23 protein-coding genes are annotated in these 26,171 nt (G+C 61.5%); 1 reads left to right on the top strand and 22 read right to left on the bottom strand.

Annotated features, from left to right (window positions below; translation table 11 throughout):
* Positions 1-12 precede the first annotated feature (12 nt).
* From cas3 to C2E25_RS04320, 12 genes are all read right to left on the bottom strand, one after another.
* A complete protein-coding gene (gene cas3, locus C2E25_RS04270) occupies positions 13-2,196 on the bottom strand; it encodes a CRISPR-associated helicase Cas3' (RefSeq protein ID WP_199177360.1) in 2,184 nt (727 codons plus the stop codon).
* Entirely contained in the window at positions 2,193-2,588 is a 396-nt protein-coding gene (locus tag C2E25_RS04275) for an HIRAN domain-containing protein (RefSeq protein WP_103114553.1), read from the bottom strand. The genes cas3 and C2E25_RS04275 overlap by 4 nt, the downstream gene beginning before the upstream one ends.
* A gap of 557 nt (positions 2,589-3,145) precedes the next feature.
* Entirely contained in the window at positions 3,146-4,333 is a 1,188-nt protein-coding gene (locus C2E25_RS04280; protein ID WP_103114554.1) for a vWA domain-containing protein, read from the bottom strand.
* A gap of 291 nt (positions 4,334-4,624) precedes the next feature.
* Positions 4,625-5,467, bottom strand: coding sequence for an AAA family ATPase (locus tag C2E25_RS04285; protein ID WP_103114555.1), 843 nt, complete (start codon positions 5,465-5,467; stop codon positions 4,625-4,627).
* A 39-nt stretch (positions 5,468-5,506) separates the two neighbouring features.
* Complete coding sequence (locus C2E25_RS04290) at positions 5,507-5,896, bottom strand: carboxymuconolactone decarboxylase family protein (RefSeq protein ID WP_103114556.1); 390 nt, start codon at positions 5,894-5,896, stop codon at positions 5,507-5,509.
* A gap of 12 nt (positions 5,897-5,908) precedes the next feature.
* A complete protein-coding gene (locus C2E25_RS04295) occupies positions 5,909-6,733 on the bottom strand; it encodes a class I SAM-dependent methyltransferase (RefSeq protein WP_233189333.1) in 825 nt (274 codons plus the stop codon).
* Between the two features lie 128 nt (positions 6,734-6,861).
* A complete protein-coding gene (locus tag C2E25_RS04300; RefSeq protein ID WP_103114557.1) occupies positions 6,862-8,619 on the bottom strand; it encodes an acyl-CoA carboxylase subunit beta in 1,758 nt (585 codons plus the stop codon).
* A 274-nt stretch (positions 8,620-8,893) separates the two neighbouring features.
* Positions 8,894-9,106 (bottom strand): acetyl-CoA carboxylase biotin carboxyl carrier protein subunit, encoded by a 213-nt coding sequence (locus tag C2E25_RS04305; protein ID WP_103114558.1) that lies wholly within the window; start codon positions 9,104-9,106, stop codon positions 8,894-8,896.
* A 129-nt stretch (positions 9,107-9,235) separates the two neighbouring features.
* Positions 9,236-10,354: a sodium ion-translocating decarboxylase subunit beta gene (locus C2E25_RS04310; protein ID WP_199177361.1), complete on the bottom strand. Its 1,119-nt coding sequence runs from the start codon at positions 10,352-10,354 to the stop codon at positions 9,236-9,238.
* A 3-nt stretch (positions 10,355-10,357) separates the two neighbouring features.
* Entirely contained in the window at positions 10,358-10,513 is a 156-nt protein-coding gene (locus C2E25_RS17440) for a hypothetical protein (protein ID WP_158247121.1), read from the bottom strand.
* Positions 10,514-10,542: 29 nt separating this feature from the next.
* Positions 10,543-11,700, bottom strand: a complete 1,158-nt coding sequence (locus C2E25_RS04315) for an acyl-CoA dehydrogenase family protein (protein WP_103114559.1) — start codon at positions 11,698-11,700, stop codon at positions 10,543-10,545.
* A gap of 9 nt (positions 11,701-11,709) precedes the next feature.
* Entirely contained in the window at positions 11,710-12,486 is a 777-nt protein-coding gene (locus C2E25_RS04320) for an IclR family transcriptional regulator (RefSeq protein ID WP_103114560.1), read from the bottom strand.
* Between the two features lie 546 nt (positions 12,487-13,032).
* Here C2E25_RS04320 and C2E25_RS04325 point away from each other — a divergent pair.
* A complete protein-coding gene (locus C2E25_RS04325) occupies positions 13,033-13,599 on the top strand; it encodes a transposase (protein ID WP_103114561.1) in 567 nt (188 codons plus the stop codon).
* A gap of 50 nt (positions 13,600-13,649) precedes the next feature.
* Here C2E25_RS04325 and C2E25_RS04330 read toward each other — a convergent pair whose 3' ends face one another.
* The 10 genes from C2E25_RS04330 to C2E25_RS04375 all read right to left on the bottom strand — a co-directional run bounded on the left by C2E25_RS04330 (position 13,650) and on the right by C2E25_RS04375 (position 26,089).
* Complete coding sequence (locus tag C2E25_RS04330; protein WP_103114562.1) at positions 13,650-14,522, bottom strand: 4Fe-4S ferredoxin; 873 nt, start codon at positions 14,520-14,522, stop codon at positions 13,650-13,652.
* Between the two features lie 202 nt (positions 14,523-14,724).
* On the bottom strand, positions 14,725-15,450 hold the full coding sequence (locus tag C2E25_RS04335; RefSeq protein ID WP_103114563.1) for an ABC transporter ATP-binding protein: 726 nt from the start codon (positions 15,448-15,450) through the stop codon (positions 14,725-14,727).
* A complete protein-coding gene (locus C2E25_RS04340) occupies positions 15,447-16,205 on the bottom strand; it encodes an ABC transporter ATP-binding protein (RefSeq protein WP_103114564.1) in 759 nt (252 codons plus the stop codon). The genes C2E25_RS04335 and C2E25_RS04340 overlap by 4 nt, the downstream gene beginning before the upstream one ends.
* Positions 16,198-17,208, bottom strand: coding sequence for a branched-chain amino acid ABC transporter permease (locus C2E25_RS04345; protein ID WP_103114565.1), 1,011 nt, complete (start codon positions 17,206-17,208; stop codon positions 16,198-16,200). Before C2E25_RS04345 ends, C2E25_RS04340 begins: the two co-directional genes overlap by 8 nt.
* Position 17,209: 1 nt before the next feature.
* Positions 17,210-18,079: a branched-chain amino acid ABC transporter permease gene (locus C2E25_RS04350; protein WP_103114566.1), complete on the bottom strand. Its 870-nt coding sequence runs from the start codon at positions 18,077-18,079 to the stop codon at positions 17,210-17,212.
* A 68-nt stretch (positions 18,080-18,147) separates the two neighbouring features.
* Positions 18,148-19,362, bottom strand: coding sequence for an ABC transporter substrate-binding protein (locus C2E25_RS04355; protein WP_103114567.1), 1,215 nt, complete (start codon positions 19,360-19,362; stop codon positions 18,148-18,150).
* 79 nt (positions 19,363-19,441) lie between these two features.
* Entirely contained in the window at positions 19,442-21,022 is a 1,581-nt protein-coding gene (locus C2E25_RS04360; protein WP_103114568.1) for a benzoate-CoA ligase family protein, read from the bottom strand.
* A gap of 438 nt (positions 21,023-21,460) precedes the next feature.
* On the bottom strand, positions 21,461-22,288 hold the full coding sequence (locus C2E25_RS04365; RefSeq protein ID WP_103114569.1) for an alpha/beta fold hydrolase: 828 nt from the start codon (positions 22,286-22,288) through the stop codon (positions 21,461-21,463).
* 16 nt (positions 22,289-22,304) lie between these two features.
* Positions 22,305-24,152 (bottom strand): feruloyl-CoA synthase, encoded by a 1,848-nt coding sequence (locus C2E25_RS04370; protein WP_103114570.1) that lies wholly within the window; start codon positions 24,150-24,152, stop codon positions 22,305-22,307.
* A gap of 209 nt (positions 24,153-24,361) precedes the next feature.
* Positions 24,362-26,089, bottom strand: a complete 1,728-nt coding sequence (locus C2E25_RS04375) for an acyl-CoA dehydrogenase family protein (protein ID WP_103114571.1) — start codon at positions 26,087-26,089, stop codon at positions 24,362-24,364.
* Between the last annotated feature and the right edge of the window lie 82 nt (positions 26,090-26,171).

Genomic DNA, 26,171 nt, shown 5'->3' on the forward strand with positions numbered 1-26,171 from the left:
CTTCCTCCTTGATTATGAGATAAGTTCTTCCGGGTTCCAGACTTCGCTTTCATCGATGCAAAGGCCGACACTGTCCTGATAAGCGGACAGATTCCTCAACACCGGAAACTGTTCCGCCACCATCTCCAACGCGCCGGCGGAATTCAGTACGGCAAATTCCCTGGAGCGCACCGCGACCGTGTAGGTTTGCAGTTTTCGCAGAACCGCTCGTGGAAACTCTGTGTAACGCAGTTGCTGAACAAGCATTTCCGCTTCGGCTTCGCCTGGTATGATCACTCCGACGGTTTCATCCTCGATAAAGCGGAAGGCCTCGGCAGTCTCGCGAAAGGGAAAATAGAGTTCCGGAGTCAGCTGGTTCAGCAGTGGATAAATCTTCTTTTTATCCAGTTCCTGCACATCGTAGAGCAGCGCGAAATAGCGCCGCATCATTTCCAGGCCGATCGGGTCGGCCTCCGGCAGGCTGCGCAGCGCCTCGGCCGCCCGCGAGGCACAACGCTTGACCCAGGGCATGCGTGGCGGCTGCTCCGGTTCGTAGACGTAAACCTGGCCAAGTTGACCAATCTCATTCAGCTTTCCTTCCCGGTTACAGCGCCCGGCGGCCTGGGCGATGGAATCGAGGCCGGCCATGGCCCGGTAAACAACCGGGAAGTCAAGATCGACTCCCGCCTCAACCAAGGAGGTCGAAACGACCCGACAGGACTTTTCCTGTTTCAGCCTCAGACGGATTTTGTTCAGCACCCGACGCCGATGTTGCGGATACATATTGGTGGAAAGATGATAGTTCCCCTCTGTTTCCGGCAGCCGCTCGAAGAGCGCCCGTGCCTGCGGCTTGGTCGAAACGATGCAGAGCACCTGATCCTCTGTGGCCAGTTTTTCGACCAGAGCTTCATTTGACAATTGGCCGACAAACTCAACCCGGGTACGACACAAGTCACGGTAGAGTCGCTGTGGTTGATCGATGATTTCACAGATCGCCGGCAGTCGGTTGCGCAGAGTGCTGTCATCCAGCGCCGGCTGGGTAGCGGTGCAGAGTACCACTGTGCAACGGTAATGCTCGACCAGTTCACGCAGCGCCGCCAGGCAGGATTCGAGGTATTCGGTGGGAATCGTCTGGGCTTCATCCAGAACGATTACGCTGCCGGCGATGTTGTGCAGCTTGCGACAACGGGACGGCTTGTTGCTGAACAGCGATTCGAAGAACTGGACGTTGGTGGTCACGACCAGCGGTGCGTCCCAGTTCTCTGTTGCCAGACCCCTCCGGCGATTGTACCCGGCTTCCTCCGGCTGGTCACTTTCCTTGTAGTTGCAGTGATGCTCCAGCACCTGCTCGCGGCCGAGAATATCCTGAAAGACTTTTGCGTTCTGTTCGATGATCGAGGTGAAGGGAATGGCATAGATGACCCGGCTCTGTCCGTTCGCAACCGCATGATCCAGCGCGAATGCCAGGGATGACAAGGTTTTGCCGCCGCCGGTCGGTACGGTCAGGGAAAAAATCTGCGGCTTCAAGCGGGCTTTGCTTCGGCACTGGGCGAGGATCTCCTGTCGCAGGCGGTTGACGGCTGTCGGCTCGGCGTGAACGGCAAGGTCAGTCAGGTGGGCATCAAGCTTGTCCCGCAGGTCGGTAAGCGATGCAATCGAATCAGGGCGCGCGCCACTTTTCTCCGGGGAACAGAACCTTTCGGTATCGAGAAAATCGGCATCCACCAGACAGGAGAACAACATCCGGGTAAAAAATGCCAGACTGAAACCGGCGTGCTGCCGGTCTGCTCTGAATGGCGGACGTAATTTGTTGCCGAGTTCAATCTCCGGGAGGAGGACGACATCATCCGGAACCTTGCTGAGTTTCAGCCGGTAGTGAAGTTCTGATTCCTGTGTGCCACCATCCGGCAGACCACCGTGGTGTCCGGCTATGGCGTAGGCCAAAAGTTTGCCGAACGGACCGGTCTCCTCTGCCGCCAGGCGCGCGCCGAAGGTCGAATGATCAACCCTCCGAGAACTTCCTTCGAGGCGTTCGATAAATCGGCTGGTCGCTTTGCCGGCATCATGCAGCAGGCCAGCCAGCCGCCCCCAATCCCCGGCCCCGAACGCCGCCGAAAATTTCTCCGCCAGTTCCGCCACCCCTCGCAGATGCTCTTCCAGCGGCTGCCAATCCTCCTTATCCGGCGAATCGGTCGAATGCGCATAAAATTCCATCATCCAACCTCCAACTCCACCTCGACCTTCAGCATCTGCCAGGGGGCCGTATGCGGGTCGACCTTCAGCACCCGGGCGTTCAATGTCGCTCCCTGCCGCAACAGCCTGCTGAGGTGGTGGTTATCACTGCGCGGCACATAGCCGAGTTTGTGGCTGCGCCAGTCGATGCGCACGGCATAACGGTCATGGGGGTTGTCCGGTTCGGCGACCAGGTCAAGCACGGCGCCGGCAGCCATGCGGGCGACCAGGCGCGGCCCGGCGTAATATTGAAACCCGGCGACGGAAAACCTGTTCAGCCGATAGCGCCGTTGTGGGGTGGCCGCGGCGGTGCGGGTCAATCCGGCCGGCAACAACAGCAAGAGCGTTTTCAGGAATGATCTTCTGGGAATTGTCATGGTCCCCTCCCGATTTATGGATGGTTGTTCCTATCCTCTCCAGCTATGCGACAGAATGCGTCGTAATGAAAATCCCGCCGTTGATGTTATCGCTGCCTCCGTATGGGCGCCCGGACGGTCGCCCATACGGGTTCTATTTTCTCCGACCATTGTGACAGAATAATTCACAACATCTCGCGCTGTTCCAAATCCAATCCATTGTAACGATACAATCTCAAAAAAATCTCACATTCAACAGGCTGAAATTATTGCCGTTGGTTTCGGACTGTCACCTGAATCAGTGAGTTTCTGTTGGATGGAGAGTGCACGTGCTTGGTCTGAATGGGGTTTCCAAAAATCTGAAGCGCACCCCTAGGTTCGCTGGTGATTTTTGGGAAGCTCAGGCAGATCAATGACTTGGGCTATCCGCCAACAAGGAGCTCACTGATTCAGGTGTCAGATTTAAGGGGGAGGGTGGCAAACCGAACGGGCGGTGATGCCGGTATGCGGGTTGTGCGGGGGGGATGGTTCTGTTCTTCGGGGAAAAGGGTCGGGGACGTGTTCTGTTGCGACCGGGTTCACCCCACCGACCGGCTCAGCAGCCGGATGCCCTGCTCCAGCCCTTCGAGGGTGAGGGGAAACATCCGCTTGTCCATGATCTGCCGGACCATGCCGATCGACTGGGTGAAGTGCCACCAGCCGTGCGGGGTGGGGTTGAGCCAGATGGCGTCGGGGTAGGCGTCGAGCAGGCGTTGGCACCAGATGTAGCCGGCTTCGTCGTTGTAGTGTTCGACGCTGCCGCCGACCATGGAAATTTCGTAGGGGCTCATCGCCGCGTCGCCGACGAAGATCAGCTTGTAGTCGGAGCCGTAGGTGTTGATCAGGTCGTGCAGGTCGATCCGCTCGGCCCGGTAGCGCTGGTTGTCGCGCCAGACGCTTTCGTAGATGAAGTTGTGGAAGTAGAAGTATTCGAGGTTCTTGAACTCGCTGCGGGCGGCGGAGAAGAGTTCTTCGCAGACCCGGATGTGTTCGTCCATCGAGCCGCCGACATCGAAGAACAGCAGCACCTTGACCTTGTTGTGGCGTTCCGGAACCAACTGCAGGTCGAGACAGCCGGCGTTATCGGCGGTGGCGCGGATGGTGGCCGGCAGGTCGAGGACCTCCGGCGCCCCGTCGCGGGTGAAATGTCGCAGCCGCCGCAGGGCGAGCTTGATGTTGCGGGTGCCGAGTTCGACCGAGTCGTCGAGGTTTTTGAATTCCCGTCGGTCCCAGACCTTGACCGCCCGCCGGTGGCGGGACTCATGCTGACCGATGCGGATACCCTCCGGATTGTAGCCGTAGGCGCCGAACGGAGAGCGGCCGGCGGTGCCGATCCAGCGGTTGCCGCCCTGGTGGCGCTCCTGCTGCTCGGCCAGGCGTTTTTTCAGGGTCTCCATCAGCTTTTCGAAGCCGCCGAGGGCTTCGATCTGTGCTTTTTCTTCCTCGGAGAGGATCAGTTCGCTCAGCCTGCGCAACCATTCCTCGGGGATTTCAGCCTCCAGCTCCTCGCCGAGGTTCTCGATCCCGTCGAAATATTGGGCGAAGACCCGGTCGAACTTGTCGAAGTGGGTCTCGTCCTTGACCAGGCAGAGCCGCGCCAGGTAGTAGAAATCCTCGACGTTGCCCCAGACCACCTGCTTGTCGAGGGCTTCGAGCAGTCCCAGGTATTCGCGGATGGTGACCGGGATCTTGGCCTGTTTCAGTTGCAGAAAAAAGTCGACCAGCATGGGTAGAATCTTTCAAAGGCAAAAAACATTTAACGCAGAGGCGGAGAGAAATCTTTTTTGGATTTTAAAATCAAAGAAGAGGCTTTTGTTTCTCTCTGCGTCCCTCCTTCTCCGCGGCTCTCCGTTGCCTGAATCCGTGAGTCCCTTGTCGGCGGACAGCACAAGTCATTGATCTGCCTGAGCTTCCCAAAAATCACCAGCGAACCTATGGGTGCGCTTCAGATTTTTGGAAACCTCATTCAGGCCAAGCACTTGCACTCTCCATCCAACAGGAACTCACTGATTCAGGCGTTAAAAAGCGCTTCGTGCCTTTCTCGCGAACTTCTCAAACAGCCCCAGATCCTGCTCATTCTTCAGCAGCGCGCCGTGCAGCGGCGGGATCGCCTTGCCGGGTTGTTTGCTGTGCAGGGCCTCGGGGGGAATATCCTCGGCCACCAGCAGCTTGAGCCAGTCGAGCAGCTCGGAGGTGGAGGGCTTCTTCTTCAGACCGGGCACCTCACGGATGCCGAAGAAGGTTTCCAGGGCGGCCCGCAGCAGGTTCTGCTTGATGCCCGGGTAGTGAACCTCGACGATCTGCGCCATGGTCCCGGCGTCGGGGAAGCGGATGTAGTGGAAGAAGCAGCGGCGCAGAAAAGCGTCCGGCAGCTCTTTCTCGTTGTTGCTGGTGATGATGATCACCGGGCGGTGCTTCGCCCGGATCAGCTGCCGGGTCTCGTAGACGTAGAACTCCATCCGGTCGAGTTCCTGCAGCAGGTCGTTGGGAAACTCGATGTCGGCCTTGTCGACCTCGTCGATCAGCAGCACCGCCCGCTGTTCCGATTCGAAGGCTTCCCAGAGCTTGCCCTTGACGATGTAGTTGCTGATGTCGTGGACCCGCTCGTCGCCGAGCTGCGAGTCGCGCAGCCGGGAGACGGCATCGTATTCGTAGAGCCCCTGGTGGGCTTTGGTGGTCGACTTGATGTGCCACTGGAAGAGCGGCATGCCGAGGGCGCGGGCGACCTCTTCGGCGAGCATGGTCTTGCCGGTGCCCGGCTCGCCCTTGATCAGCAGGGGGCGGCCGAGGGTGATGGCGGCGTTGACCGCCAGGTTGAGATCATCGGTGGCAACGTAGGAATCGGTTCCGGTAAATTTCATGATGTTCCTGTGGGTTGTTTAACCTGAATCAGGTTTAAGTCATGGGATCGGCCAGAGGTCCGCCTGCTGCAGGACCGCGCGCAGCACCTTGAGCCCCTGGTTCATGGCCGGGACGCCAGCGTAGACCGCGGTCTGGAAGATCACTTCGGCCAGTTCCCGCGGTTTGCAGCCGACGTTGAGCGCCGCCTTGAGGTGCAGTTCCAGCTCTTCGCTCTTTTCCAGTGCCGTCAGGGTGGCGACGGCCACCAGCTGCCGGGTCGGGTGCGGAAGCACCTCGCGAGCGTACATTTGCCCGGTGATAAACAGCGAAAGGTCACGGGCCAGGCCGCGATCAAAGGATTTCCACAATTCGTAAGGTTTTTCACCCTCCACGCCGTTGAAGTAAAGGGCGGCCGTACCGGCAGTCTTTTTCGCGAGATCCTCGGACATGAAAGTATCCTTTTATGGTCGTTTAACGATGGCTTCGATCAGGGCGATGCGCCCCTCTTCGAGGTTGCGCACCTGGTTGCGGGCCATCTGCTGAAAATCGTTGCCCAGCAGCAGGTGGATGCCGAGGGGCGGCAGACCGTTCTTTCTGATCCGTTCACCCTGGCGTCGGAACCAGTCGCGGCCCTGTGCGGTGGTATCCCGCCAATCGAGGATCTGAAAACCGGCGGTTTCGAGGTGCGTCCGCAGCTGCCCGGCGGTTGCCAGGTGGCTGATGGACGCCTCGCGCGCCCAGGGGACCGGGAAGTGCACCGGCCCGCTCTTGCCGCTGAGGATATCATAGATGGCCAGTTTCCCGCCCGGTTTCAGAACCCGCCACATTTCGGCGTAGAGTCCGGCCTTGTCGGCGATGTTCATCGCCGCGTGCTGGGTCCAGAGCAGATCGAAGCTGCCGTCGGCAAAGGGCAGCTCAAGGGCGTTCCCCTGTCGGTAGCAGACGCGTTCATCCAGTCCGAGATGACGGGCAAAGGTTTCGGCGAGGCGGCAGTAGCCCGCGCACAGATCGATGCCGGTGACCCGGCAGCCGAATTCAAGGGCCAGGCAGCGGGAAGGGCCGCCGAGTCCGCAACCGACATCCAGTACCCGGGTATCTGCTTCGAGGTCCAGGCGCCGGGCCAGTTCGAGGGTCGCCCTGCGGCCGCCGACATGAAACTCGTCCAGCGGGGCCAGGTCTTGCGGGGAGAGGTGTCGCAGATCGACGCCGGCGCTCTCGATGGCGGCCATGATCGTCGCTTCGAGATTCTGGCGGGCGTAATGGGCGGCGATACGGTTGGCGGTCAAATTACGACTCCTTTCGGGGCCGGGCCAGATCGACGGGAGTTAAATCCCCCCTTTCCCCGGGAGAGGAGGTCCGGGAAAAGGGGGGACGTCGTGCCGGCGTTTGCCGCGGCTCCAGCCGTCAGCAGGGCTCAGCCCCTGATGATGCGGGGCAGCAGCATCTGGTGGATCGGGGTGATCGATTTCGGGTTCTGGTAGTTGGCCCCGGTGAAGGCCTGGATGTAGCGGCGCAGTTCCGGCAGCGAGACGATCTCGTCGACGAAACCGCTGATGGCGCAGTAGGCCGGCCGCGACTTCTCCTGGTAGTCCTGGATCATCCGGTTCATCTTCTCCAGGGTCGGGGCCAGGTCGTTGCCGGCATCCTCTTCCTTGACCAGGCGCCGGGCGTAGGAGGCCGCGGCGGCGGTTTCGCCGTGCATGACGTAGATCTCGGTCAGCGGCGTGCCGAGGGTGAAGGCGTTGTTGTTGTTGGCCTGGGGACCGCACATGATGTAGTGCGCCGCGGCGGTGCCCTTGCGCAGTACCACGCACATCATCGACAGCTCGGTCTGTTCGATGGAATAGACCAGCGACTGCCCGAGGGCGAGTAGCTCGGCTTCTTCGGCCAGGTCGCCGACATCGATACCGGTGGTGTCCTGCAGCCAGATGATCGGCAGGTTGTCGCGGCCGCAGAGGGTGACGAACTCACCCTGCTTGATCAGTCCCTCGCGATAGTGCTTGCCGCCGACGCCGGGATAGGCGCCCTCGGCGTAGTCGGGATAGCCGGGGAAGATCCCCTGGCGGTTGCCGATGAAGGCGACCGGGAAACCGTCGATCTTGGCGATGCCGGTAAAGACCTCGCGGCCGTAATCGGGACGGTATTCCATGAACTCGCTGTTGTCGGTCAGCCGCGCCAGGATCTGGATCGCGTCATAGGGCCGCTTCTGGTTGGCCGGCAGGATCAGGTTGAGATCCTCGACCGGCAGCTTCGGCGCGGCCGGTTCCGCCACCCGGAACACGGTCGGGTCATAGGCGGGCATCTTGCGCATGTAGTCCTTGATGCCGTCGAGGACGCCCTGCTCGGTATCGTGGACTTCGCGGAAGTAGGCGGTCTGGTCGAAGTGGGTTTCCACCCGCCCCGGCACCTTGCCCTTGAAGTTCCGGGTGCCTTCGATCAGCGCCCGGGCGGCCTCCTCGTCGATGTAACCCTTGGGATTCATGCCGCCGACGATGCCGGCGCCGCCGACGGCGATATTCGCCCCCTCGTGGGCCAGCAGGATGGTCGGGCTGATGCCCTGGTAGCCGCCGCCGGCCGGGTTGGTGCCGTAGATGCCGTTGAGGATCGGGATACCCAGATGGTTGAGGTCGGCGTGGCGATAGAAGGGCGCGCCGCTGGAGCGGCGGCCGGCGTAGACGGTCTCCTGCTCCATCAGCTTGACGCCGCTGCAGTTGGTCAGCCAGACCAGCGGCACGTTGAGCCGCTTGGCCATGTCGGTGACCATCAGGATGTTCTCGGACTGCCCGGCGATCCAGGCGCCGGCCATGACCTTGTTGTCGAAGCCGATGATCACCGCCCATTTGCCCTCGATCTTGCCGATGCCGTTGACAACCCCGGTACAGCCCTCCTCATTGTTTGCCGGGTTGTAGAGGCTGTGCAGGGGGCACCAGGTGCCCTCGTCGACCAGGTAGTCGAGGCGGTCGTAGATGGTCATCCCGCCGCGGCTGTGAACCTTCTCGGCGGGGATGCCGGCGTTTTTCACCCGTTCAAGTTCCCGGGCGATGATCTCTTCCTGCTCGCGGATCAGTTCAACGTTGGCCTGGGAGCGGCGCACCTCTCCTTCCCTGAGCGGCTTGCCGATCTCGGGCATTTTCTCAAAGTACGGGCGTAATGGCGTCTGTTTGCGTGACATGATGAATCCCTTTCGTGGTAGGGGCGCTGCTTGCCGCGCCCACGGCCGAGATCAGATGATGATCAAAAAGGATGGCGTCGCAAAAACTCACCAGCAGCTGCGTTGCTGCGTTTGTCTCGCTGCTTCAACGTACGTAAGTACGCTTCATTGCTCGACAATCGCACGCCTTGCTGCTGGCGCTTTTTGCTTAGCCAACACTATTGATGCTTTTTGCGAAAGCATCAAAAAGACGATCCCGGGAAGGGCGCAGCAAGCGGCGCCCCTGCAGCCAGGTTCAGTCAATCACGGCCAGAACATCCCCTTCGTTGACCGCGTCCCCTTCCTTGACCTTGATGGCGGTGACGGTACCGCCTTCGTCGCAGTAGATGGGAGTTTCCATCTTCAGGGCTTCGAGGATGATCATCTCGTCATCCAGTTCCACTTTGTCGCCTTCGGCCACGAGGATTTTCCAGACGTTTCCGGCGATGGGAGCAATCAGTTCAGCCATGGTTTTTCTCCTTTTTTACGTTGGTTGGGAAAGATCTTGTAAAACCTTTATCTCACGCAGAGACGTCAGGGCCTTTCTCTGTGCCTCTGCGTCTTGAGTGAGCAGAGCGAACGAGCGTGAGGCTGACCTTTAACCAAGGTTTTTCAGTAAAATGGCTGCCGCGACCACCGTGCCGATGACGCCGGCCACGTTCGGCCCCATGGCGTACATCAGCAGGTAGTTGCGCCGGTTGGCCTCGGAGCCGACCTTGTGGACGCAGCGGGCCGCCATCGGTACCGCCGAGACCCCGGCCGCGCCGATCAGCGGGTTGATCTTGTCCCTGAGGAACAGGTTCATCAGCTTGGCCATCAGCAGCCCGGCTGCGGTGCTGACCACAAAAGCGAACAGCCCGAGGAAAAAGATGAACAGCACCTTGGGGTTGAGAAAGGTCGAAGCGGTCATGGTGGCGCCGATCGACAGGCCGAGGAAGATGGTGACGATGTTCATCAGCTCGTTGGCGGAGGCATTGGTCAGCCGTTCGACGACGCCCGATTCCTTGAACAGGTTGCCGAGCATCAGCATCGAGATCAGCGGGGCGGCCGGCGGCACCACCAGCATGATGGTCATGGCGGTGACGATCGGAAAGCAGACCTTCTGCAGGCGGCTCACCGGCCGCAGCTTGGTCATGACGATCTTGCGCTCCTTTTCGGTGGTCAGCAGCTTCATCATCGGCGGCTGGATGATCGGCACCAGCGCCATGTAGGCGTAGGCCGAGACCGCCGTGGCACCGAGCAGATGGGGCGCGAGCTTGGAGGTCAGGTAGATGGTGGTCGGGCCGTCGGCCCCGCCGATGATGGCGATGGAACCGGCCTCTTGCAGATCAAAGCCGAACAGGATCGCGGCGAAGAAGGTGACGTAAAGTCCGGCCTGGGCCCCGGCGCCCAGCAGCAGGGTCTTGGGGTTGGCGATCAGCGGGCCGAAATCGATCATCGCCCCGAGCCCGAGGAAGATCAGTGGCGGAATGATGTCGAACTGGATTCCGTAATGATAGAAGAACCAGATCAGGCCGTGTTCGGGTTGCATCAGAAAGGTCAGCGGCAGGTTGACGACCAGGATGCCGAAGGCGATCGGCAGCAGCAGCAGCGGCTCGTACTGTTTCTTGATGGCCAGGTAGAACAGGACAAAGGCCACCAGCCACATGACGATGTTGCCGCCGGTCAGGCTGACCGCGCCGCTGGAAAAAATAAGGTCCTTGAGGATGTCCAGCATGGCTTATTCTCCCGCGTCTTCGTTCTTGTTCCAGCGTTCAATCAGGTCGATGATCCTGGTGTTGAGCTGGGTCAGGATCTGCAGCAGCACCATCACCAGGAAGACGCCGACGATACCGCTGGTAAAAACTTCCACAACCTTGGACCAGTTGGTTTCCATGGTTGACTCCTTTGTTGACTCGTCGCCTGTCAGCGATTGGGTACATCACCCATGGCGATGCCGGCGATGATGGTTTTCTGGATGTTGCTGGTTCCTTCGACCACCCGCAGCGACTGGGCGTCGCGCAGGAATCGCTCGGCCGGGTACTCGGTCGAGAAGCCGTAGCTGCCGAAGATTTTCATCGTCGCGCTGGCGGCGTGCACCGCGGCCTCGGAGGCGAAGAGCTTGGCGATGGAGGTCTGCTGCTGGTTGGGCAGTCCCTGGTCCTTGAGCCAGGCGGCCCGGTAGACCAGCATCTTGGCGGCGTCATGCTCGGCGACCATGTCGGCGATCTGGGCCTGGATCATCTGGTAGGCGCCGATCTTCTTGCCGAACTGGGTGCGCTCGTTGGCGTATTCGATGGCGGCGTCGATGGCGCCGCCGGCAATCCCCAAGGCCCCGGCGGCGCAGCTGATGCGGGTGTTGTTGAGCTGCCACATGCAGATCTGGAAGCCCTGGCCGACCTCGCCGAGGACCGAATCCTTGGGGATTTTCGCTTTGGTGAAGGCGATTTCGCCGGTCGGGGCGCAGTGCAGGCCGAGCTTGGTGTCGATCGGGGCGGTGACGATCCCCTCGTTGTCCTTGAGGTTGACGATGAAGCAGGTCATGCCCTTGTATTTCTTCTCGCGGTCGGTGAAGGCGTAAACCAGGCCCCAGTCACCGACGTGGGCGTTGGAAATCCACATCTTCTGGCCGTTGAGTTCCCAGTGGTCACCACAGTCGGTTGCCGTGGTTCGCATGCTGGCGACGTCGGAGCCGGAGTTGGGCTCGGTGATGGCGAAGAAACCGCAGGCGTCGGCATTGACCCAGTTGGGGATGAAGCGTTCCTTCTGCTCTTTGGTGCCGAACTTGTTGACCGTCACCGCCGGGCCGATGTTCTGCATGTTGAAGGGCAGGCGCCACGAGCCGCTGACCTTGGCGATCTGCTCGGCCAGCAGTACCGATTCCAGGAAGCCGAAGCCGTTGCCGCCGTACTCTTCCGGCAGGGCGCAGCCGAAGAAGCCGAGTTCGGCCATCTGCTTGACCCGCTCGGGGCGGTAGCGGTGATTCGCCTCATCCTCCTTGAGGGTGGGCTGGATCTCCTTGAGGGCGAAATCCCGGGCCAGGTCCTGCATCATCTTCTGTTCGTCGGTGAGTCCAAACTGCATCTTTGCCTCCTATAGATTTGCCAGTCGTCGTGAGATTTCGATCAGTCGCGGGCCGATTTCGTGTTCGAGCTTTTCGGCGCTGAGCTGCCAGGACGGTCCCCCGCAGTTGATCGCCTGGACCGTGCCGTCGGCGTGGATCAGCGGCACGGCGATGGAGTTGACGTTTTCCCGCCAGTCGCCGAGGGAAAAGCAGAAGCCCTTTTCCCGGTAGTCGACGGCGCCCTGCTCGATGCCCGCCTTGATCGCCGGCCACTCCTCTCTGGCGGTGGCCTGGCGGATCTCGGCGATGAGTTCGCTTCGTTCCTGCTCCGGCAGGCCGCACAGCAGGGCCCGGCCCATGGCGGTGTTGGCGATGCGGGTACGTGCCCCGACATCGATGCGCAGGGTGATCATGTTGGCGTGGGCGACGCAGTTTTCCAGGTAGACCATGTGCAGGCCGTCGCGGGCCGCCAGCGAGACCGAGGCCTCGGCATGGTCGGCCAGCTCCTGCATCAGCGGTCTGGCCGCCTTGAGGATGTCGGAGTTGCCGAGCAGGGAATAACCCAGTGACAGGACGGCGACGCCGAGGCTGTACTGGTTGAAGCGTTTGGAGTGGTTCAGGTAGCCGAGGGCCGTCAGGGTCTGGGTCAGGCGCGAGACGGTCGCTTTCGGCAGGCCGGTTCGCGCGGCGATTTCCTGGTTGCCGAGGAAGCGGTCCCCCTTGCCGAAGCAGCGCAGGACGCTCAGCCCGCGTGCCAGGGCGGTGATGATCTGGGGAGATTTTTCGGTGCCGGTTTCGTTGCTCATGGTCCATTTTCCTTCGCCGGGACAGGATGCGGGCGGAGGTTCTTAAAACAATGTTCGTATCCTGCCATGAGCCGGGAGGAGATGTCAACTATTTTGGAATTGGATTCCGCAGAGTGGAATTGGTGGCCCGCGAGGGTTGTCCTATGCTGGAAGATTGGAGTTATTTTGGATAGGATGTGCGCGTAACGCGTAGGGGCGGGTTTGAAACCCGCCCGTACATGGTGCCGCCCGTACATGGTGCCGCCCGTACATGGTGCCGCCCGGGGTGTAGGGGCGGGTTTGAAACCCGCCCGTACATGGTGCCGCCCGGGGTGTAGGGGCGGGTTTGAAACCCGCCCGTACAATGGTGCCGCCCGGGGTGTAGGGGCGGGTTTGAAACCCGCCCGTACAATGGTGCCGCCCGGGGTGTAGGGGCGGGTTTGAAACCCGCCCGTACAATGGTGCCGCCCGGGGTGTAGGGGCGGGTTTGAAACCCGCCCGTACAATGGTGCCGCCCGGGGTGTAGGGGCGGGTTTGAAACCCGCCCGTACGGAAAGGGGGGGGGACATGAATTACAATCCTGATATCCATCACCGTCGTTCGATTCGTTTGCGCGGCTACGATTATTCACGTCCTGGGGCCTATTTCGTGACTATCTGCGCGCAAAATCGGGAATGTCTGTTCGGGGATATTGTGGACGGGGTGATGGTGTTGAATGATTTCGGCCGGGTGGTGAAAGACTGCTGGCATGGTTTGCCGAATCATTATTGTCATGTGACATTGGATGAATCGGTGATCATGCCCAACCATTTTCACGGGATTATCATATTGATGCCCATCGATCCCATACCCGTAGGGGCGGGTTTGAAACCCGCCCGTACAGAACCCGCCCGTACAGAACCCGCCCCTACAGATATCAAACGGCATGGGTTATCGGAAATTGTCCGTGGGTTCAAAACATTTTCGGCACGTTGTATCAACGAAATCCGCAACACCCCCGGTGTGAAATTATGGCAACGCAATTATTGGGAACGTGTTGTACGCGATGAAGACGAATTGAACCGGATTCGTGAATACATCCGCACCAATCCCGTTCGATGGGAGATGGACCAATTGTATCCGGAACAACCGTAGGGGCGTAGGGGCGGGTTTCAAACCCGCCCGGCACGAAACCCGCCCCTACGTCAGGCCGGGATCCGCGCTTCGCAGGGGATGCCGACCTGGCACAGGCCGCAGGGGGTGGCCTCGGTGCCGAAGGTCTGCTGGGCGTAGGGGGCGGTCACCTGCTGGATGTAGGTGAAACATTTGTCCTTGTCGTGTCCGGCGTCGCTGATGGCGTCAGCCGGGCAGCGACGGACGCATTCCCGGCAGGTTCCCCGGGCGTGCCACAGGCACCAGGCCTGATGATGGTCGTAGGGGTGCGGGGTGCCGGGCAGGTCGATGCGGGCGACGACCGAACCGACGCGTATCGCCTTGCCGCGCGGCGTGATCAGCCCGTCGCTGAGGCCGAAGGTGCCGAGCCCGGCGGCGTGGGCGGTGTGACGCTCGGACCAGTTCGAGGCCAGCCCGAAACGTTCGGAGCGCTGGAATCCGAAACCGGGGAGACGTTCCGGGGCGACGGCCGGATAGCCCGCCGCGGTCAGGGTGGCGGCCAGGTGCAGGCGCAGGGCGCAGTTGAAGCGTTCGCCGAAATCCCGTGACCGGGCCCAGCGCTCAGCGGGAACCTTGTCGGCCTGGCCCTGGTCGGACCGGGTGGCGGCCGTTTGCGGCAGCACCCAGCTGATGACGCTCAGTTCCTCCGCGGTTGCCGGATCCTCCGGGAAGGCCAGTTGAAAAGCCTGCTCCGGAGTCCAGTAGAAGGGCGAGAAATCCGCGGCATATTGCCGGAAGAGGGGGTGGTTGGCACGCGCGAAGCCGACCAGCGGCTCGTCCCAGGCCTTCTCGCCGGTGCCGTTTGCGAGGGTGTTCTGCGGGCTGGTCGCCCAGAATTCATGGATCAGATTTTTCACCCAGCGGGCCGAACCGAGTTCTTCAGTCGTCTTCTTTTTCCTGGACATAAGACCTCTCCTCCATGCTGCCGGAGTCCGACAACTTCCTAGTACCCTGTACCCCATAAAACTTCGTAAGATTGCGCCGGGATTTGGCGAGCCGGCAAGGCGTACTTTCAGTTGCATAGCCGTAGCTATGTAACTGTAAAGTGCAACGTAGCTGGCGCGGCAAATAACCAGCAAGATACGAAAGTTTATGGGTTACTGGGTACTAGACTCCCAGGTACCGGGTATGGATTTCGGGCTTCGCAGCTAAATCTGCCGAGTCACCTTCGTAAACAATCCGGCCTTTGCTGATAATGATGTTCCGGTCGGCCAATTTCAGCAGCGACTTGATGTCCTTGTCGACGATAACGACGGCGATGCCGCTCTGCTTGATTGTCCGGACCACCGACCAGATTTCCTTGCGGATCAGCGGGGCCAGCCCTTCGGTGGCCTCATCCAGGATCAGCAGGTCCGGATTGGTCATCAGCGCCCGACCGACGGTGAGCATCTGCTGTTCCCCTCCGGAGAGATGGTTGCCCATGTTGCTCGTGCGTTCCGCCAGGCGGGGGAAGGTGTCGAGTATCCGGGTAAGATCCCAGTCCCTGCGGCCGGTGGGGCCGGGGCGGGCCGCCATGACCAGGTTTTCCCTGACCGTCAGGTTGGGGAAAATGCCGCGGTCCTCGGGGACGAAGGCGATACCCCGGCGGACGATTTTCTGCGGCGGGGCGCCGGTCATGTCGCGGCCATGGACCTTCACCGTTCCCCGGCGCGGCGGTGTCAGGCCCAGCAGCGAGCGCAGCAAGGTGGTCTTGCCCATGCCGTTGCGACCCATCAGGGACAGGGTTTCTCCCGTCCGGATGCTGAGGCTGATGCCGTGCAGGATGTGGCTGGCGCCGTAATAGGTGTGCAGCTCTTCGGCTTCAAGGATCGGCACCTCCGCGGGTCGCGTCATCCGTCGGCCTCCTCTTCGCCGAGATAGACATCCTGCACCGCCCGGCTGTTGCGGATCTGCTCTACGGTTCCGGTTTCCAGGACCCGGCCGTTCACCATCACGGTGAGTTTTTCGGCAATCGCGAAGACGGCATCCATGTCGTGTTCGATCAGGATCAGGGTATGGTTTTCAGCCAGACGCCGCAGCAGTTCGATCACCCGGCGTGATTCTTCACTGCCCATCCCCGCCAGCGGTTCGTCGAGCAGCAGCAGTTCCGGTTCGGTCGCCAGCATCATGCCGATTTCGAGCTGGCGCTGCTCACCGTAGCTCATCGCTGCCGCCCGTGTATCACAGCGGCGGCTGAGGCCGCAGAGTTCCAGCGCCTTCTCGGCCCGTTCCCGTACCGTTTTCAGGCGGCTCGCCGGCCTGAAAAAGCGCATCGATGTCTTCAGGCGCGACTGGGCGGCGACCCAGCAGTTTTCATAGCAGCTGAACTCATTGAAAATATTGGTTTTCTGGTAGCTGCGGCCGATCCCGAGCTGTGAAATCCGGTCAGGTGGCAGATGGGTTATATGTTTGCCGTTGAACAGGATGGACCCGTCATCGGGCTGCAGATCTCCCGAGAGCAGGTTGATCAGGGTGGTTTTCCCCGCTCCGTTCGGGCCGATGACGGCGTGGACCTGTCCCCGTTCAAAATCGAGGGAGACGTTGCTGGCTGCAACCAGGCCGCCGAAGCTCTTGCTCAAATGATCGGTGCGCAGAATCGTGTCAGCCATCGGCAGGCTCCCGCGGGCCGTCTTCCGGAGGCGGAGAGTCGGGCCGTGTTGTCTGTCGCCGGGAGAGAATTCGCGGCAGCAGGCTGGTCGCCCCCCGGGGCAGAAACAGAGCCACCGAGATGACGATGCCGCCGAACAGCAGTTGCCAGTGTTCGGTCAGCGAGGGCAGAAAATCCTGCAGCAGCACGACAATAAAGGCGCCGACGATCGGGCCGTAGAGGGTTCCCATGCCGCCGAGGACGACGATGGCGATGGCAATGGCAATTCCGGACGAGTGCCAGCTCATGTAGGAGGGGTTGACGTAGCCGCTGTGGGCTCCTTCGAGAAAACCGGCCAGCCCGGCCAGGGTTCCGGCGATCACGAAGCTCACCAGCTTGTAGCGGTTGATGGAGTAGCCGAGGGCCCGGACCCGGTGTTCGTTGGCCTTGATGGCGGTGATGACCTTGCCGAAGGGAGCCCGCAGGATCATCGCCAGCAGCAGATAGCCGGTCACCAGGCAGCCCAGCGCGAAATAGTAGAAAGTGTTCTCGTTTTCCAGGTTGAGAATGCTCTCGGTGCCGATCATCAGCACCGGTTTGAAGAACAGGAAGATGCCGTCATCGCCGCCGTAGCGGGGTGACTCGAAGAAGTAGTAGAAAAACATCTGACCGAAGGCCAGGGTGATCATGATGAAATAGATGCCGCTGGTGCGGATGCTGATCCAGCCGACTACCAGGGCGGCCAGTGCCGCCGCCAGCGAGAGAGGCAGGGCCTGCCAGAGATGGATTGTCGTGGCATCCTGAAAGGCGATGGCCAGGGCGTAGCCGCCGATGCCGAAAAAAGCGGCGTGGCCGAAACTGACCAGGCCGGTATAGCCGATCAGCAGGTCGAGGCTCATGGCGAAAATGGCCAGGATGAGAATCCGGGTCAACAGCCCGACGTAGAAGCTTGAGCCGAACAGCGGAAACAGGACCAGGATCAGCAGCGCTGCCGGCAGCGTCAGGGAGCGGGTGGTTACGGCCATCTCAGTGGGCCCTCCCGAACAGCCCCTGCGGCCGCCACAGCAGAATCAATGCCATCAGCGCATAGGCCATGATACTGGCCATCTCGGGCAGCAGCACCTTGCCGAAGGTGCTCACCAGGCCGATCAGCATGGCGCCGATGAAGGCTCCCTTGATCGAGCCGGTGCCGCCGATCACCACCACGACGAAGGAGATGATCAGCACATTCTCTCCCATCCCCGGGTAGACCGAATCGACCGGTGCCGCCAGCATCCCGGCGAACGCCGCCAGCGCCACACCGAGGCTGAAGACCAGGGCGAACAGCCGGTTGACGTCGATGCCGAGGGCCTGGACCATCTCGCGGTTGCTCGCTCCGGCGCGGATCATCATCCCCAGGCGGGTTTTCTGAATCACCCAGGACATGCCGCCGGCGATGGCGATGCAGACGGCCGAGATAAACAGGCGATAGACTGGGTAGCTCTGGTTCTCGGTCAGCGGAATCGATCCGGCCAGGGGAGCTGGAATCGCCACGCCGTGAACATCGGTGCCCCAGAGGATCTGCTGCAGTTCATTGAAAATGAGAATCAGGGCAAAGGTCAGCAGCACCTGGTAGAGGTGGTCACGCTTGTAGAGAAAGGAGATGGCGAACCGCTCCACCAGGTAGCCCACCAGCAGCGCAATCGGCAACCCGAGCAGGATGCCGAGCCAGAGGCTGCCGGTCATCTCCGTCAACCCGTAGGCCAGGTAGGCGCCGATCATGTAAAAGGAACCATGGGCCAGGTTGATGATTCCCATGATGCCGAACAGCAGGGTCAGGCCGCTGGCGACCAGGAACAGCAGGAATCCGTACTGGATGGCGTTGAGGAGCTGGACCAGGTAAAAAGAGAGTTCCATTGTCAGCCTGTCCTGGAGCTGCACCCTTCACCCGGCTCAGCAAGCCGTGCCGGGTGAAGGGTGCAACTTTACGCGTTGGAACACCCGGTGGCGGGATCGTCCTGGTCCCTGGCAGCGACCCGGACAACACGATTTTCACCCTGGACAACTTCCCGCAGGTAGATATCGTGAATCGGGTTGTGCGACTTAGAGAAACGCAGCTTGCCGCGGGGGCTGTCGATTTCAGCACTTTCCATCGCCCGGATCATTTCGGCGCGGGCCCCGGTATCGCCCTTCACCGCGGCCATCCCTCGCAGGATCAGTTCGCCGGCATCATAGCCCTGCACCGCGTAGACATCGGCCCGGGCTCCGGTGGCATCCTTGAAGGCCTTTCTGAAGCGGTGGTTGGCCGGATTGTCCAGGGTGTCGGCATAGTGCAGGATGGTGCGCACCCCTTCGGCGGCGTCGCCCTGCGCCGCGCCCAGGCCTTCGGTCAGGAAGCCGGCGCCATAGAGCTTGATCGATTTTTTCAGTCCCGCGGCGGCAAAGTCCTTGACGAACTTGACCGCGCCGCCGCCGGCGTAAAAGGTGTAGACCGCGTCCGGTTTCAGCGCCGCCAGTTCGGTCAGGTAGGCCTGGAAATCGACCTTCGGGAAGGGGGTGGGGATCTCCTTGACGATGGTGCCCCCGGCGGGCAGGAAGGACTTCTTGAAGGCCGCGGCGACCTGCTTGCCGAAACCGTAATTCCAGTACATCAGCACCACCCGCTTGTGGCCGTCATCCAGGACCGCCGGTCCCCCGGGGAAGCCCATCTGGTAACTGGAGAAGGAGGTGCGGAAGACATTGGGAGCACAGAGGACCCCGGTCAACTGGTCGGCGCCGGCGTTGGGGATGACGGTAATCGGGCCCTTGCCCCGCGCCATCTTGACCATCGCCATGCCGACCACCGAATGAACGGGGCCGACCAGAAAATCAACATTTTCCTTCCGGATCAGCTTGTCGGTCAGCTGCTGGGCCTTGGCCGGCTTGGCCTCGCTGTCAATATCGACAAATTCAATCTCCCGTCCGCCGAGCTTGTTGCCCGCTTCGGCAAAGCGCAGCTTCATGGCATCGCGGATGTTGGTGCCCAGCTTGGCATAGGTGCCGGTGTAGGGCAGCAGGATGCCGACCTTGACCCTGGCCTGGCCGCCGATGGCAAAGCTTGCCGGGCCCAGCACGGAGGCCGCGGCCAGTCCGGCGGTCGCGACCGACCCCTTGATGACAAAATCACGTCTGGAGATTCCCGTCTCGTTCTTTTCGCTCATCTTGTGTCCTCCGCAGATCGTCAATCCGGAGTCACAGGCAGGCCGGCTGCCCGGCTGTGACTCCGGTCACTGGTGATGCTCAGGAACGCAACTTGAAGCGCTGAATCTTGCCGGTGGCGGTTTTCGGCAGCTCGGCGACAAACTGGAACCAGCGCGGGTACTTGTAGGGAGCCAGGCCGGACTTGCAATGGGCCAGCAGCTCGGTCACCAGGTTCTCGCCCGCGTCGTCGGGATTGTGCAGGACGATGTGGGCTTCAGGCTTGACCAGCCCGGCGTCGTCCGCCCTGCCGACCACCGCGACTTCGAGGACCCGGGGATGCTCGATCAGCTTGGCCTCGATCTCGAACGGCGAGCACCAGATGCCGCCGACTTTCAGCATATCGTCGTTACGGCCGCAATAGTGGTAGTAGCCCTGGCGATCCCGGATATAGGTGTCGCCGGTGTCGAGCCAGCCGTCGACCATGGTCAGTGCGGTTTTTTCCGGATTGTTCCAGTAGCAGCGGGCCGTGGAGTCGCCCCTGACCCAGAGACGACCGCTTTCCCCCTGCGGCACCGGGTTGCCGTTCTCATCAAGGATCCGGGCCTCATATCCGGGGACCAGCCGGCCGCTGGAGCCGGGATTGATGTCCTCTTCCCGATTCGAGATAAAAATGTGCAGCAGTTCGGTCGAGCCGATGCCGTCGAGGATGACCAGCCCGGTTTTCTGCTGCCAGCGCTTGAAGAGATCGGACGGCAGGGCTTCGCCGGCGGAGACGCAGAGCCTGACCGAGGACAGGTCGCTGGACCTGTTTTCGAGGGCCTGCAGCTGGGCGGCATAGAGGGTCGGGACCCCGAAATAGAGGCTGGGTTTGAACTGCTCGATGGTTTCAAAAACGGTTTGCGGCGTGGGGCGGGCGTCGTAAAGGACGCTGCCGGCACCGACCCATAACGGAAAGGTCATGCCGTTGCCGAGGCCGTAGGCAAAGAAGAGCTTGGCGGCGGAGAAGCAGACATCATTCTCCCTGATGCCGAGGACCTGGACACCGTAAAACTCACTGGTGACCACCATGTCCCGATGACGATGCACGGCGCCCTTGGGATTGCCGGTCGATCCCGAGGAGTAAAGCCAGAAACAGTCGTCCTCCGCCGTGGCCGGCGCCGGCTGCAGATCGGCGGACGCGGATGCGATCAGGGCCTGCAGGCTGTTGTCTGTCCCCTCGACCCGAAGGCAATGGGAAGGGCGGGATTCAAGCTGATCCAGGGCCGTTTCGACCTCCGCCGCGAACTCCGGGGAATAGATGACCGCGCTGCAGCCGGAGTCGGCGATGATGTAGGCGTAGTCCTTTGTCCGCAGCAGGGTGTTGACCGGCACCGGGATCAGGCCCGCCTTGATCGCTCCCCAGAAGCAGTAGAAAAACTCGGCGCAGTCCTTGACGATCATGATCACCCGCTCGCCCCGAGCGATCCCCAGGTCAAGCAGGGCGTTGCCGCAGCGGTTGACGTTTTCGGCCAGCGCGGCATAGCTGACCTCGACACCCCGGTTGGTGCGCATCACGACCTTGTCGGCGCGGCCTTCCTCCAGGTGGCGGTCAATAAAGGGAACCGCGACATTGAAGACCGGGGCGAACTTCAACACCTCTCCGCCAGGTGATGAGACCACTTCAACGGTATGGTCCTTCATTTTAACCTTCTCCTTGTTCGGCCGGGCAGGGTCGAAAATGAACTCCCGGCTCTGCGGTCAGGACAGGATGATGAACATTTGCAGTTTTGATTGTTGGGCAGGGGGTACTGATATCTAATATCTATAGGAAAGAGGGGCGATGTCAAATAAATAAAACAATGTTACTCAAAACTAAGTTTCGCATTGCAAAACCCGCCTGGATGGGGGTCGGAGAATTTGCTTCAGTTGATTTGCCAATTTAGTGCGATAACCAGGGAGACAAGGGGGGTGTTGACTATTGGGGGGAGAGCAAATTGTTATTTTTAAAGAAGATATTCGCGTCAAGAAAATATCGGTAAAAAAACAGCGTTCTGTTAGGCGTGAGTGGTGGGGCGACAGGAGATTCCGCCAGGCGGAACATTCGGGGTCGGCGTGTTCATGCCGAGGGCAGCGTGCCGGTCAATAAATCAGGACGTCCGGCTGTGACGGACTTGCTGCTGCAGAAAGAAAATGCTGCTGCAGGAACTCGGCGATCAGCTGCAGGATCTCGGTGGGCTTGTCACGAAAGGGCGAATGACCGCATTCCGGCAGCATGACCATTTTCGCCTGTTGTGGCAGCCGCGTGACGATTTTTTCCAGCTGTCGGATCGTCCCATAATCATCCTGTTCGCCCTGAATCAGCAGGACCGGGATGTCGATTGCCGGCAGATAGTTTTCCAGGTTCCAGTCTGCAAAATCGGGATCCAGCCAGGCCCGGTTCCAGCCGAGGAAGGCGCAGTCAACATTATCGCCGTGGTAGCGGGCCAGTTTTTCGCGCAGGTCAGTTGTCTGCCAGGCGGCCTGCGCGGCGCGGATGCCGGCCAGGGTGAGATCCTCGACAAACACGTGCGGGGCCATCAGGATCAGTCCCCGCAGGCGCGGGTCGGCAAGGCCGCCGGCGTGGATCAGGGCGATCGAGGCGCCGTCGCTGTGTCCCACCAGGACGGCCCTTTCGATTTCAGCTGCCGTCAGGACTTTCGGCAGCACGCGCAACCCTTCGTCGTGCATGAAGGACAGCGGACGCGGCAGGGGACAGGAGTCCGATCGGCCGTAGCCCGCCCGGCTGTAAACCAGAACCCGGCATCCGGTCAGCCGCGCGACCTGGAGAGGAAAATCTTTCCACATGGCGACGCACCCGAGACCCTCGTGGAGGAAAACCAGGGTCGGGTCAGTTGCCTGCCGGGGCTGGAACAGCCGGTATTCCAGCGAAACGCCGTCAATGTTGAAAAACCCCTGTAATTGTTGCAATGGACCTGTCTCTCCTTCAGGAAAGGAGCATCACCGCCGCCCCGGGCGGGTTGGCGTAGAGCTGCTCGACCAGCGCCTGACGCCGCTGCAGGGCGGCGCGCTGGTTGATGTAGCCCTTGTCGGTGATTTCTCCGGCGTCGCTGTCGGGCGGTTCGCTCATCAGCATGACGCGGCCGATGCGGGTTGCCGAGCCCTGCTGCGCGGCGTTGAAACGGGCCAGAGCGCGGCGCAGGTGCCCGATGATTTCCGGTCGGCGGATCAGCTCCGCGGCCGGAATCTCCTCGGCGATGCCGTCGCACAATTTTTTGCACGCCGCCAGGTTCGGCCAGCCGAGGATGCCGACCTCCTCCCGGTCGTGACCGGTGACCAGGGCGAACTGCAGCACCGGTGCGGCCGCCTCCAGCACCGCCACCCGCAGCAGGCCGGCCCGCACCCAGGTGCCGCTCATCAGCTTGAAGTCTTCGGCCACCCGTCCGGCGAAGGAGATGCCCCTGGCCGGCTCATCCGGATCGACGAAGCGGCCGGCGTCGCCGATCAGGTAATAGCCGTCCTCGTCGAAGGCGGCCGTGGTCAGGTCCGGTCGGCGGAAATAGCCCGGGGTCACGTTCGGCCCCTTGACGCGCAGCTCGAAACTGTCGCCGTTGGGCACCATCTTCAGGGCCACGCCGGGGCAGGGGATGCCGATCACCCCGGCCTTCTCCAGCGGGAAGTGGGCGGCGGTGGCCAGCGGCGAAGTTTCGGTCGAGCCCCAGGAGGAGGTCATCATCACCTTCCTGCCGGTCGCCTGGACGGCCGCTTTCTCCAGCCGTTCCCAGAGATCCTGCGGCAGGGCCGCGCCGGCGTAGAAGATCAGCTGCAGGTCCTTGAAAAAGCTGTTGCGCAGCTTTTCATCCTGCTCGAGGAACGGCAGCAGCATGGCGTAGCCGACCGGGACGTTGAAATAGATGGTCGGCGAGATCTCGGCGAGATTGCGGACCGTCTTCTCCACCAGCCCCGGCGCCGGCTTGCCGTCGTCGATGTAGAGGCTGCCGCCCTGGTTGAGCACCAGGTTGAAGTTGTGGTTGCCGCCGAAGGTGTGGTTCCAGGGCAGCCAGTCGACCAGCACCGGCGGGGTCCGATCGGTGAAGGGCCAGATCTGCGCCAGCATCTGCTGGTTGGCGCACAGCATGCCGTGGGTGTTGATGACCCCCTTGGGCTGCCCGGTCGAGCCCGAGGTGTAGAGAATCTTGGCGACCGTTTTGCTGCCGACCTGGGCCAGCGCCTTGTCGACCTCGACGCTGACCGGGGTCGCCAGCAGGTCGGCGAAGGGGGTGGTCGCCTGCTCCGGCAGGGACCCCCGGCTGGCGACAATCTCGATTCCGTCCAGGTTGAGAGCGGCAAGCGGCGTCGCGAACTGTTCGGCGTCGGCGACGTAGATCATCCCCGGACAGATTTCTTCGCAGATGAAGCGCAGCTTGAGATGATCTCTGCTCAGCAGGGAGTAGGGGACCGAGACCGGCACCGCCGGCACCCCGGCGATGAAGCAGCCGAGCATCAGCAGGGCGTGGTCAACGGCGTTGCCGGAGAGAATCATCACCGGCCGGTAGGGCCCCAGTTTCCGGTCGAGCAGGGCCTGGGCGATGGCATCCGCCTGCCGGTTGACCTCGGCGTAGTTCAGCCGCCGCCAGCCGCCGTTGCTGTCGCGCTCGGCGAGGAAGAGCCGCTCCGGAGTTTTCTCGGCCCAGTGGCGCAGCATCTGGCCGAGGTTTTCCCGGTAGGGCTGCAGCGGGAGCGCGGAGGAGAAGATGAACCCGGTCTCCGGGGATCCTTCGAGAGCGACATGCGGCGGGGCAAAATCGACGGCGGCGAATTCGGCGGAACTCATGGCGGACCTCCTGCGGGGTAAAAATATAAAAGACGCCAAAAGGGTCAAAAACGATTTAACGCTGAGGCGGAGAGGGGCAGAGACAGAGAGAAAATCTTTTTGGGGTTAAACCTTGATTCAGGTTAAAGATTTGACTCCGCGTTCTCTCCTCCTCAGCGTCTCTCCGTTAAAAAGGTTTTCACGGTATCTTGGAATCATACTTTTTCAACTCAGAATGGGTACCCCCCCGCTTCGCCGGTTGCCGCGGCGAGGCTCCGTTTGGCGGCCAGCAGGCCCGTGCCCGGGTAGCGGCAGAGCCGTTCGATCTGTCCCGGCAACAGTTCCGGGTCGTTGCTGCCGTAGGCGTTGAGGCGCAGGGCGCTCTGGCGGAGGCGGCCGGTAATTTCGAAGCTGTTGATGCCGGCGGCCGCTTCCAGCAGTGAGCGCTTTTGCGCGCTGGCGCCCGAGACGGCCCGGTGAACCCGGAGCAGGGAACTTTCGAGGGCGAAAATGTCGACCGCCATGTCCCCCAGCGCCAGCAGGATCTCCTGTTCCCCGCGCCGCTGTTGAACCGATGCGAGCAACAGCAGATAGAGTGTCTTGACGTTCGCGAGGAGTTCCTGTCCGGTTTCCTCCCGTTTGTCGGAATCCCATGCGTCCTTGACGGCCTGCGCCCGCGGCCAGAGGTCCAGCCTTCCCTCGTCCGCCCGCCGCAGCAGCAGGGTCGGAATCAGCATTCGGTTGATTTCGTTGGTGCCTTCAAAAATCCGGTTGATGCGCTGATCCCGGTAGAAACGTTCCACCGGGTAGTCGCGGATATAGCCGTAGCCGCCGTGAATCTGTAGTGCCTCATCGGCGACCTGGGCCAGGGTCTCGCTGCAGAGGACCTTGGCGATGGCGCATTCCCCGGCATATTCCTCGATCGCCTGCTGGTAGTGTTGGTAATAGTCGTCACCGCCGCGGTCGAGGGCCGCGATACGCGCGTCCAGCAGGCCGGCGACCCGGTAGAGGACCGATTCGGCGGCAAACAGGGCGGCGCTCATGTCGGCCAGTTTCTCGCCGATGGCGCCGAATTCGATCAGCCGCCGGCCGAACTGCTTGCGCTCCCCGGCGTAGCCGGCGGCTTCGGCCAGGGCGCCCTTGGCGGCGCCGACCACGGTGGCGGCCAGTTTCAGGCGACCGATGTTGAGCACGTTGAAGGCGATCTTGTGTCCCTTGCCGGCCTCGCCGAGCAGGTTGTCAACCGGAACCCGGACATTCTCCAGGATGACCTGGGCGGTCGAGGTTCCTTTCAACCCCATCTTCTGTTCTTCCCGGCCGATGGAGAGTCCGTCCATCTGTCGTTCAACCAGGAAGGCCGAAAACTGTCGGCCGTAGATCTTGGCGAAGACGGTGAACAGGTCGGCGAAGGCGGCATTGGTGATGAACTGCTTGACGCCGTTGAGGATGTAGCAGGAGCCGTCTTTGGACAGGGTGGCGGTGGCGCGGGCGCTTAAGGGGTCGCTGCCGCAGTCGGGCTCGGTCAGGCAGTAGGCGCCGATCCATGCGCCGCTGGTCAGCTTCTCCAGGTATTTCTGTTTCTGCTCCGCGGTGCCGTAATAGACCAGCGGCAGCGAGCCGATCCCGGTCTGGCCGCTGGAGGTGATGGCAAAGGAGCCGCTCGGACCGATGGTTTCCGCCACCAGCATGCTGGTCGCCTTGTCGAGTTCCAGGCCGTCGTACTCTTCCGGGATGTCGACCAGGAACAGACCGAGTTCGGCGCAGCGGCGCAGCTTCTCGCGCAACAGGGTGAAGTCCTGCTGCTCCAGCCGGTCGAGGTCGGGGAGGATCTCGTTGTTGATGAAGGCTTTGGTGGTGGCGGCGATCTGCCGTTGTTCCGTGGTGAAATCCTCCGGAACGAAAGGGGCGATAGCGGGAGGGCGGAGCAGGAACTCGCCTCCGGCGGGGAGTGTTGACATCAGGGTCCTCCCTTCGGGATGGACAAGGAGGCGCCGAAAGAATCTGCCGGATTCCGAGGCGCACCCATTGCAGGGTACCGGT

It is taken from the genome of Geothermobacter hydrogeniphilus (assembly GCF_002898515.1).
GTDB lineage: Bacteria > Desulfobacterota > Desulfuromonadia > Desulfuromonadales > Geothermobacteraceae > Geothermobacter_A.

Excerpts from the sequence above, each read along its gene's own strand:
- cas3 (WP_199177360.1), bottom strand. The coding sequence starts at position 2,196 with ATGATGGAATTTTATGCGCATTCGACCGATTCGCCGGATAAGGAGGAT.
- C2E25_RS04275 (WP_103114553.1), bottom strand. The coding sequence starts at position 2,588 with ATGACAATTCCCAGAAGATCATTCCTGAAAACGCTCTTGCTGTTGTTG.
- C2E25_RS04280 (WP_103114554.1), bottom strand. The coding sequence starts at position 4,333 with ATGCTGGTCGACTTTTTTCTGCAACTGAAACAGGCCAAGATCCCGGTC.
- C2E25_RS04285 (WP_103114555.1), bottom strand. The coding sequence starts at position 5,467 with ATGAAATTTACCGGAACCGATTCCTACGTTGCCACCGATGATCTCAAC.
- C2E25_RS04290 (WP_103114556.1), bottom strand. The coding sequence starts at position 5,896 with ATGTCCGAGGATCTCGCGAAAAAGACTGCCGGTACGGCCGCCCTTTAC.
- C2E25_RS04300 (WP_103114557.1), bottom strand. The coding sequence starts at position 8,619 with ATGTCACGCAAACAGACGCCATTACGCCCGTACTTTGAGAAAATGCCC.
- C2E25_RS04305 (WP_103114558.1), bottom strand. The coding sequence starts at position 9,106 with ATGGCTGAACTGATTGCTCCCATCGCCGGAAACGTCTGGAAAATCCTC.
- C2E25_RS04310 (WP_199177361.1), bottom strand. The coding sequence starts at position 10,354 with ATGCTGGACATCCTCAAGGACCTTATTTTTTCCAGCGGCGCGGTCAGC.
- C2E25_RS17440 (WP_158247121.1), bottom strand. The coding sequence starts at position 10,513 with ATGGAAACCAACTGGTCCAAGGTTGTGGAAGTTTTTACCAGCGGTATC.
- C2E25_RS04315 (WP_103114559.1), bottom strand. The coding sequence starts at position 11,700 with ATGCAGTTTGGACTCACCGACGAACAGAAGATGATGCAGGACCTGGCC.
- C2E25_RS04320 (WP_103114560.1), bottom strand. The coding sequence starts at position 12,486 with ATGAGCAACGAAACCGGCACCGAAAAATCTCCCCAGATCATCACCGCC.
- C2E25_RS04325 (WP_103114561.1), top strand. The coding sequence starts at position 13,033 with ATGAATTACAATCCTGATATCCATCACCGTCGTTCGATTCGTTTGCGC.
- C2E25_RS04330 (WP_103114562.1), bottom strand. The coding sequence starts at position 14,522 with ATGTCCAGGAAAAAGAAGACGACTGAAGAACTCGGTTCGGCCCGCTGG.
- C2E25_RS04335 (WP_103114563.1), bottom strand. The coding sequence starts at position 15,450 with ATGACGCGACCCGCGGAGGTGCCGATCCTTGAAGCCGAAGAGCTGCAC.
- C2E25_RS04340 (WP_103114564.1), bottom strand. The coding sequence starts at position 16,205 with ATGGCTGACACGATTCTGCGCACCGATCATTTGAGCAAGAGCTTCGGC.
- C2E25_RS04345 (WP_103114565.1), bottom strand. The coding sequence starts at position 17,208 with ATGGCCGTAACCACCCGCTCCCTGACGCTGCCGGCAGCGCTGCTGATC.
- C2E25_RS04350 (WP_103114566.1), bottom strand. The coding sequence starts at position 18,079 with ATGGAACTCTCTTTTTACCTGGTCCAGCTCCTCAACGCCATCCAGTAC.
- C2E25_RS04355 (WP_103114567.1), bottom strand. The coding sequence starts at position 19,362 with ATGAGCGAAAAGAACGAGACGGGAATCTCCAGACGTGATTTTGTCATC.
- C2E25_RS04360 (WP_103114568.1), bottom strand. The coding sequence starts at position 21,022 with ATGAAGGACCATACCGTTGAAGTGGTCTCATCACCTGGCGGAGAGGTG.
- C2E25_RS04370 (WP_103114570.1), bottom strand. The coding sequence starts at position 24,152 with ATGAGTTCCGCCGAATTCGCCGCCGTCGATTTTGCCCCGCCGCATGTC.
- C2E25_RS04375 (WP_103114571.1), bottom strand. The coding sequence starts at position 26,089 with ATGTCAACACTCCCCGCCGGAGGCGAGTTCCTGCTCCGCCCTCCCGCT.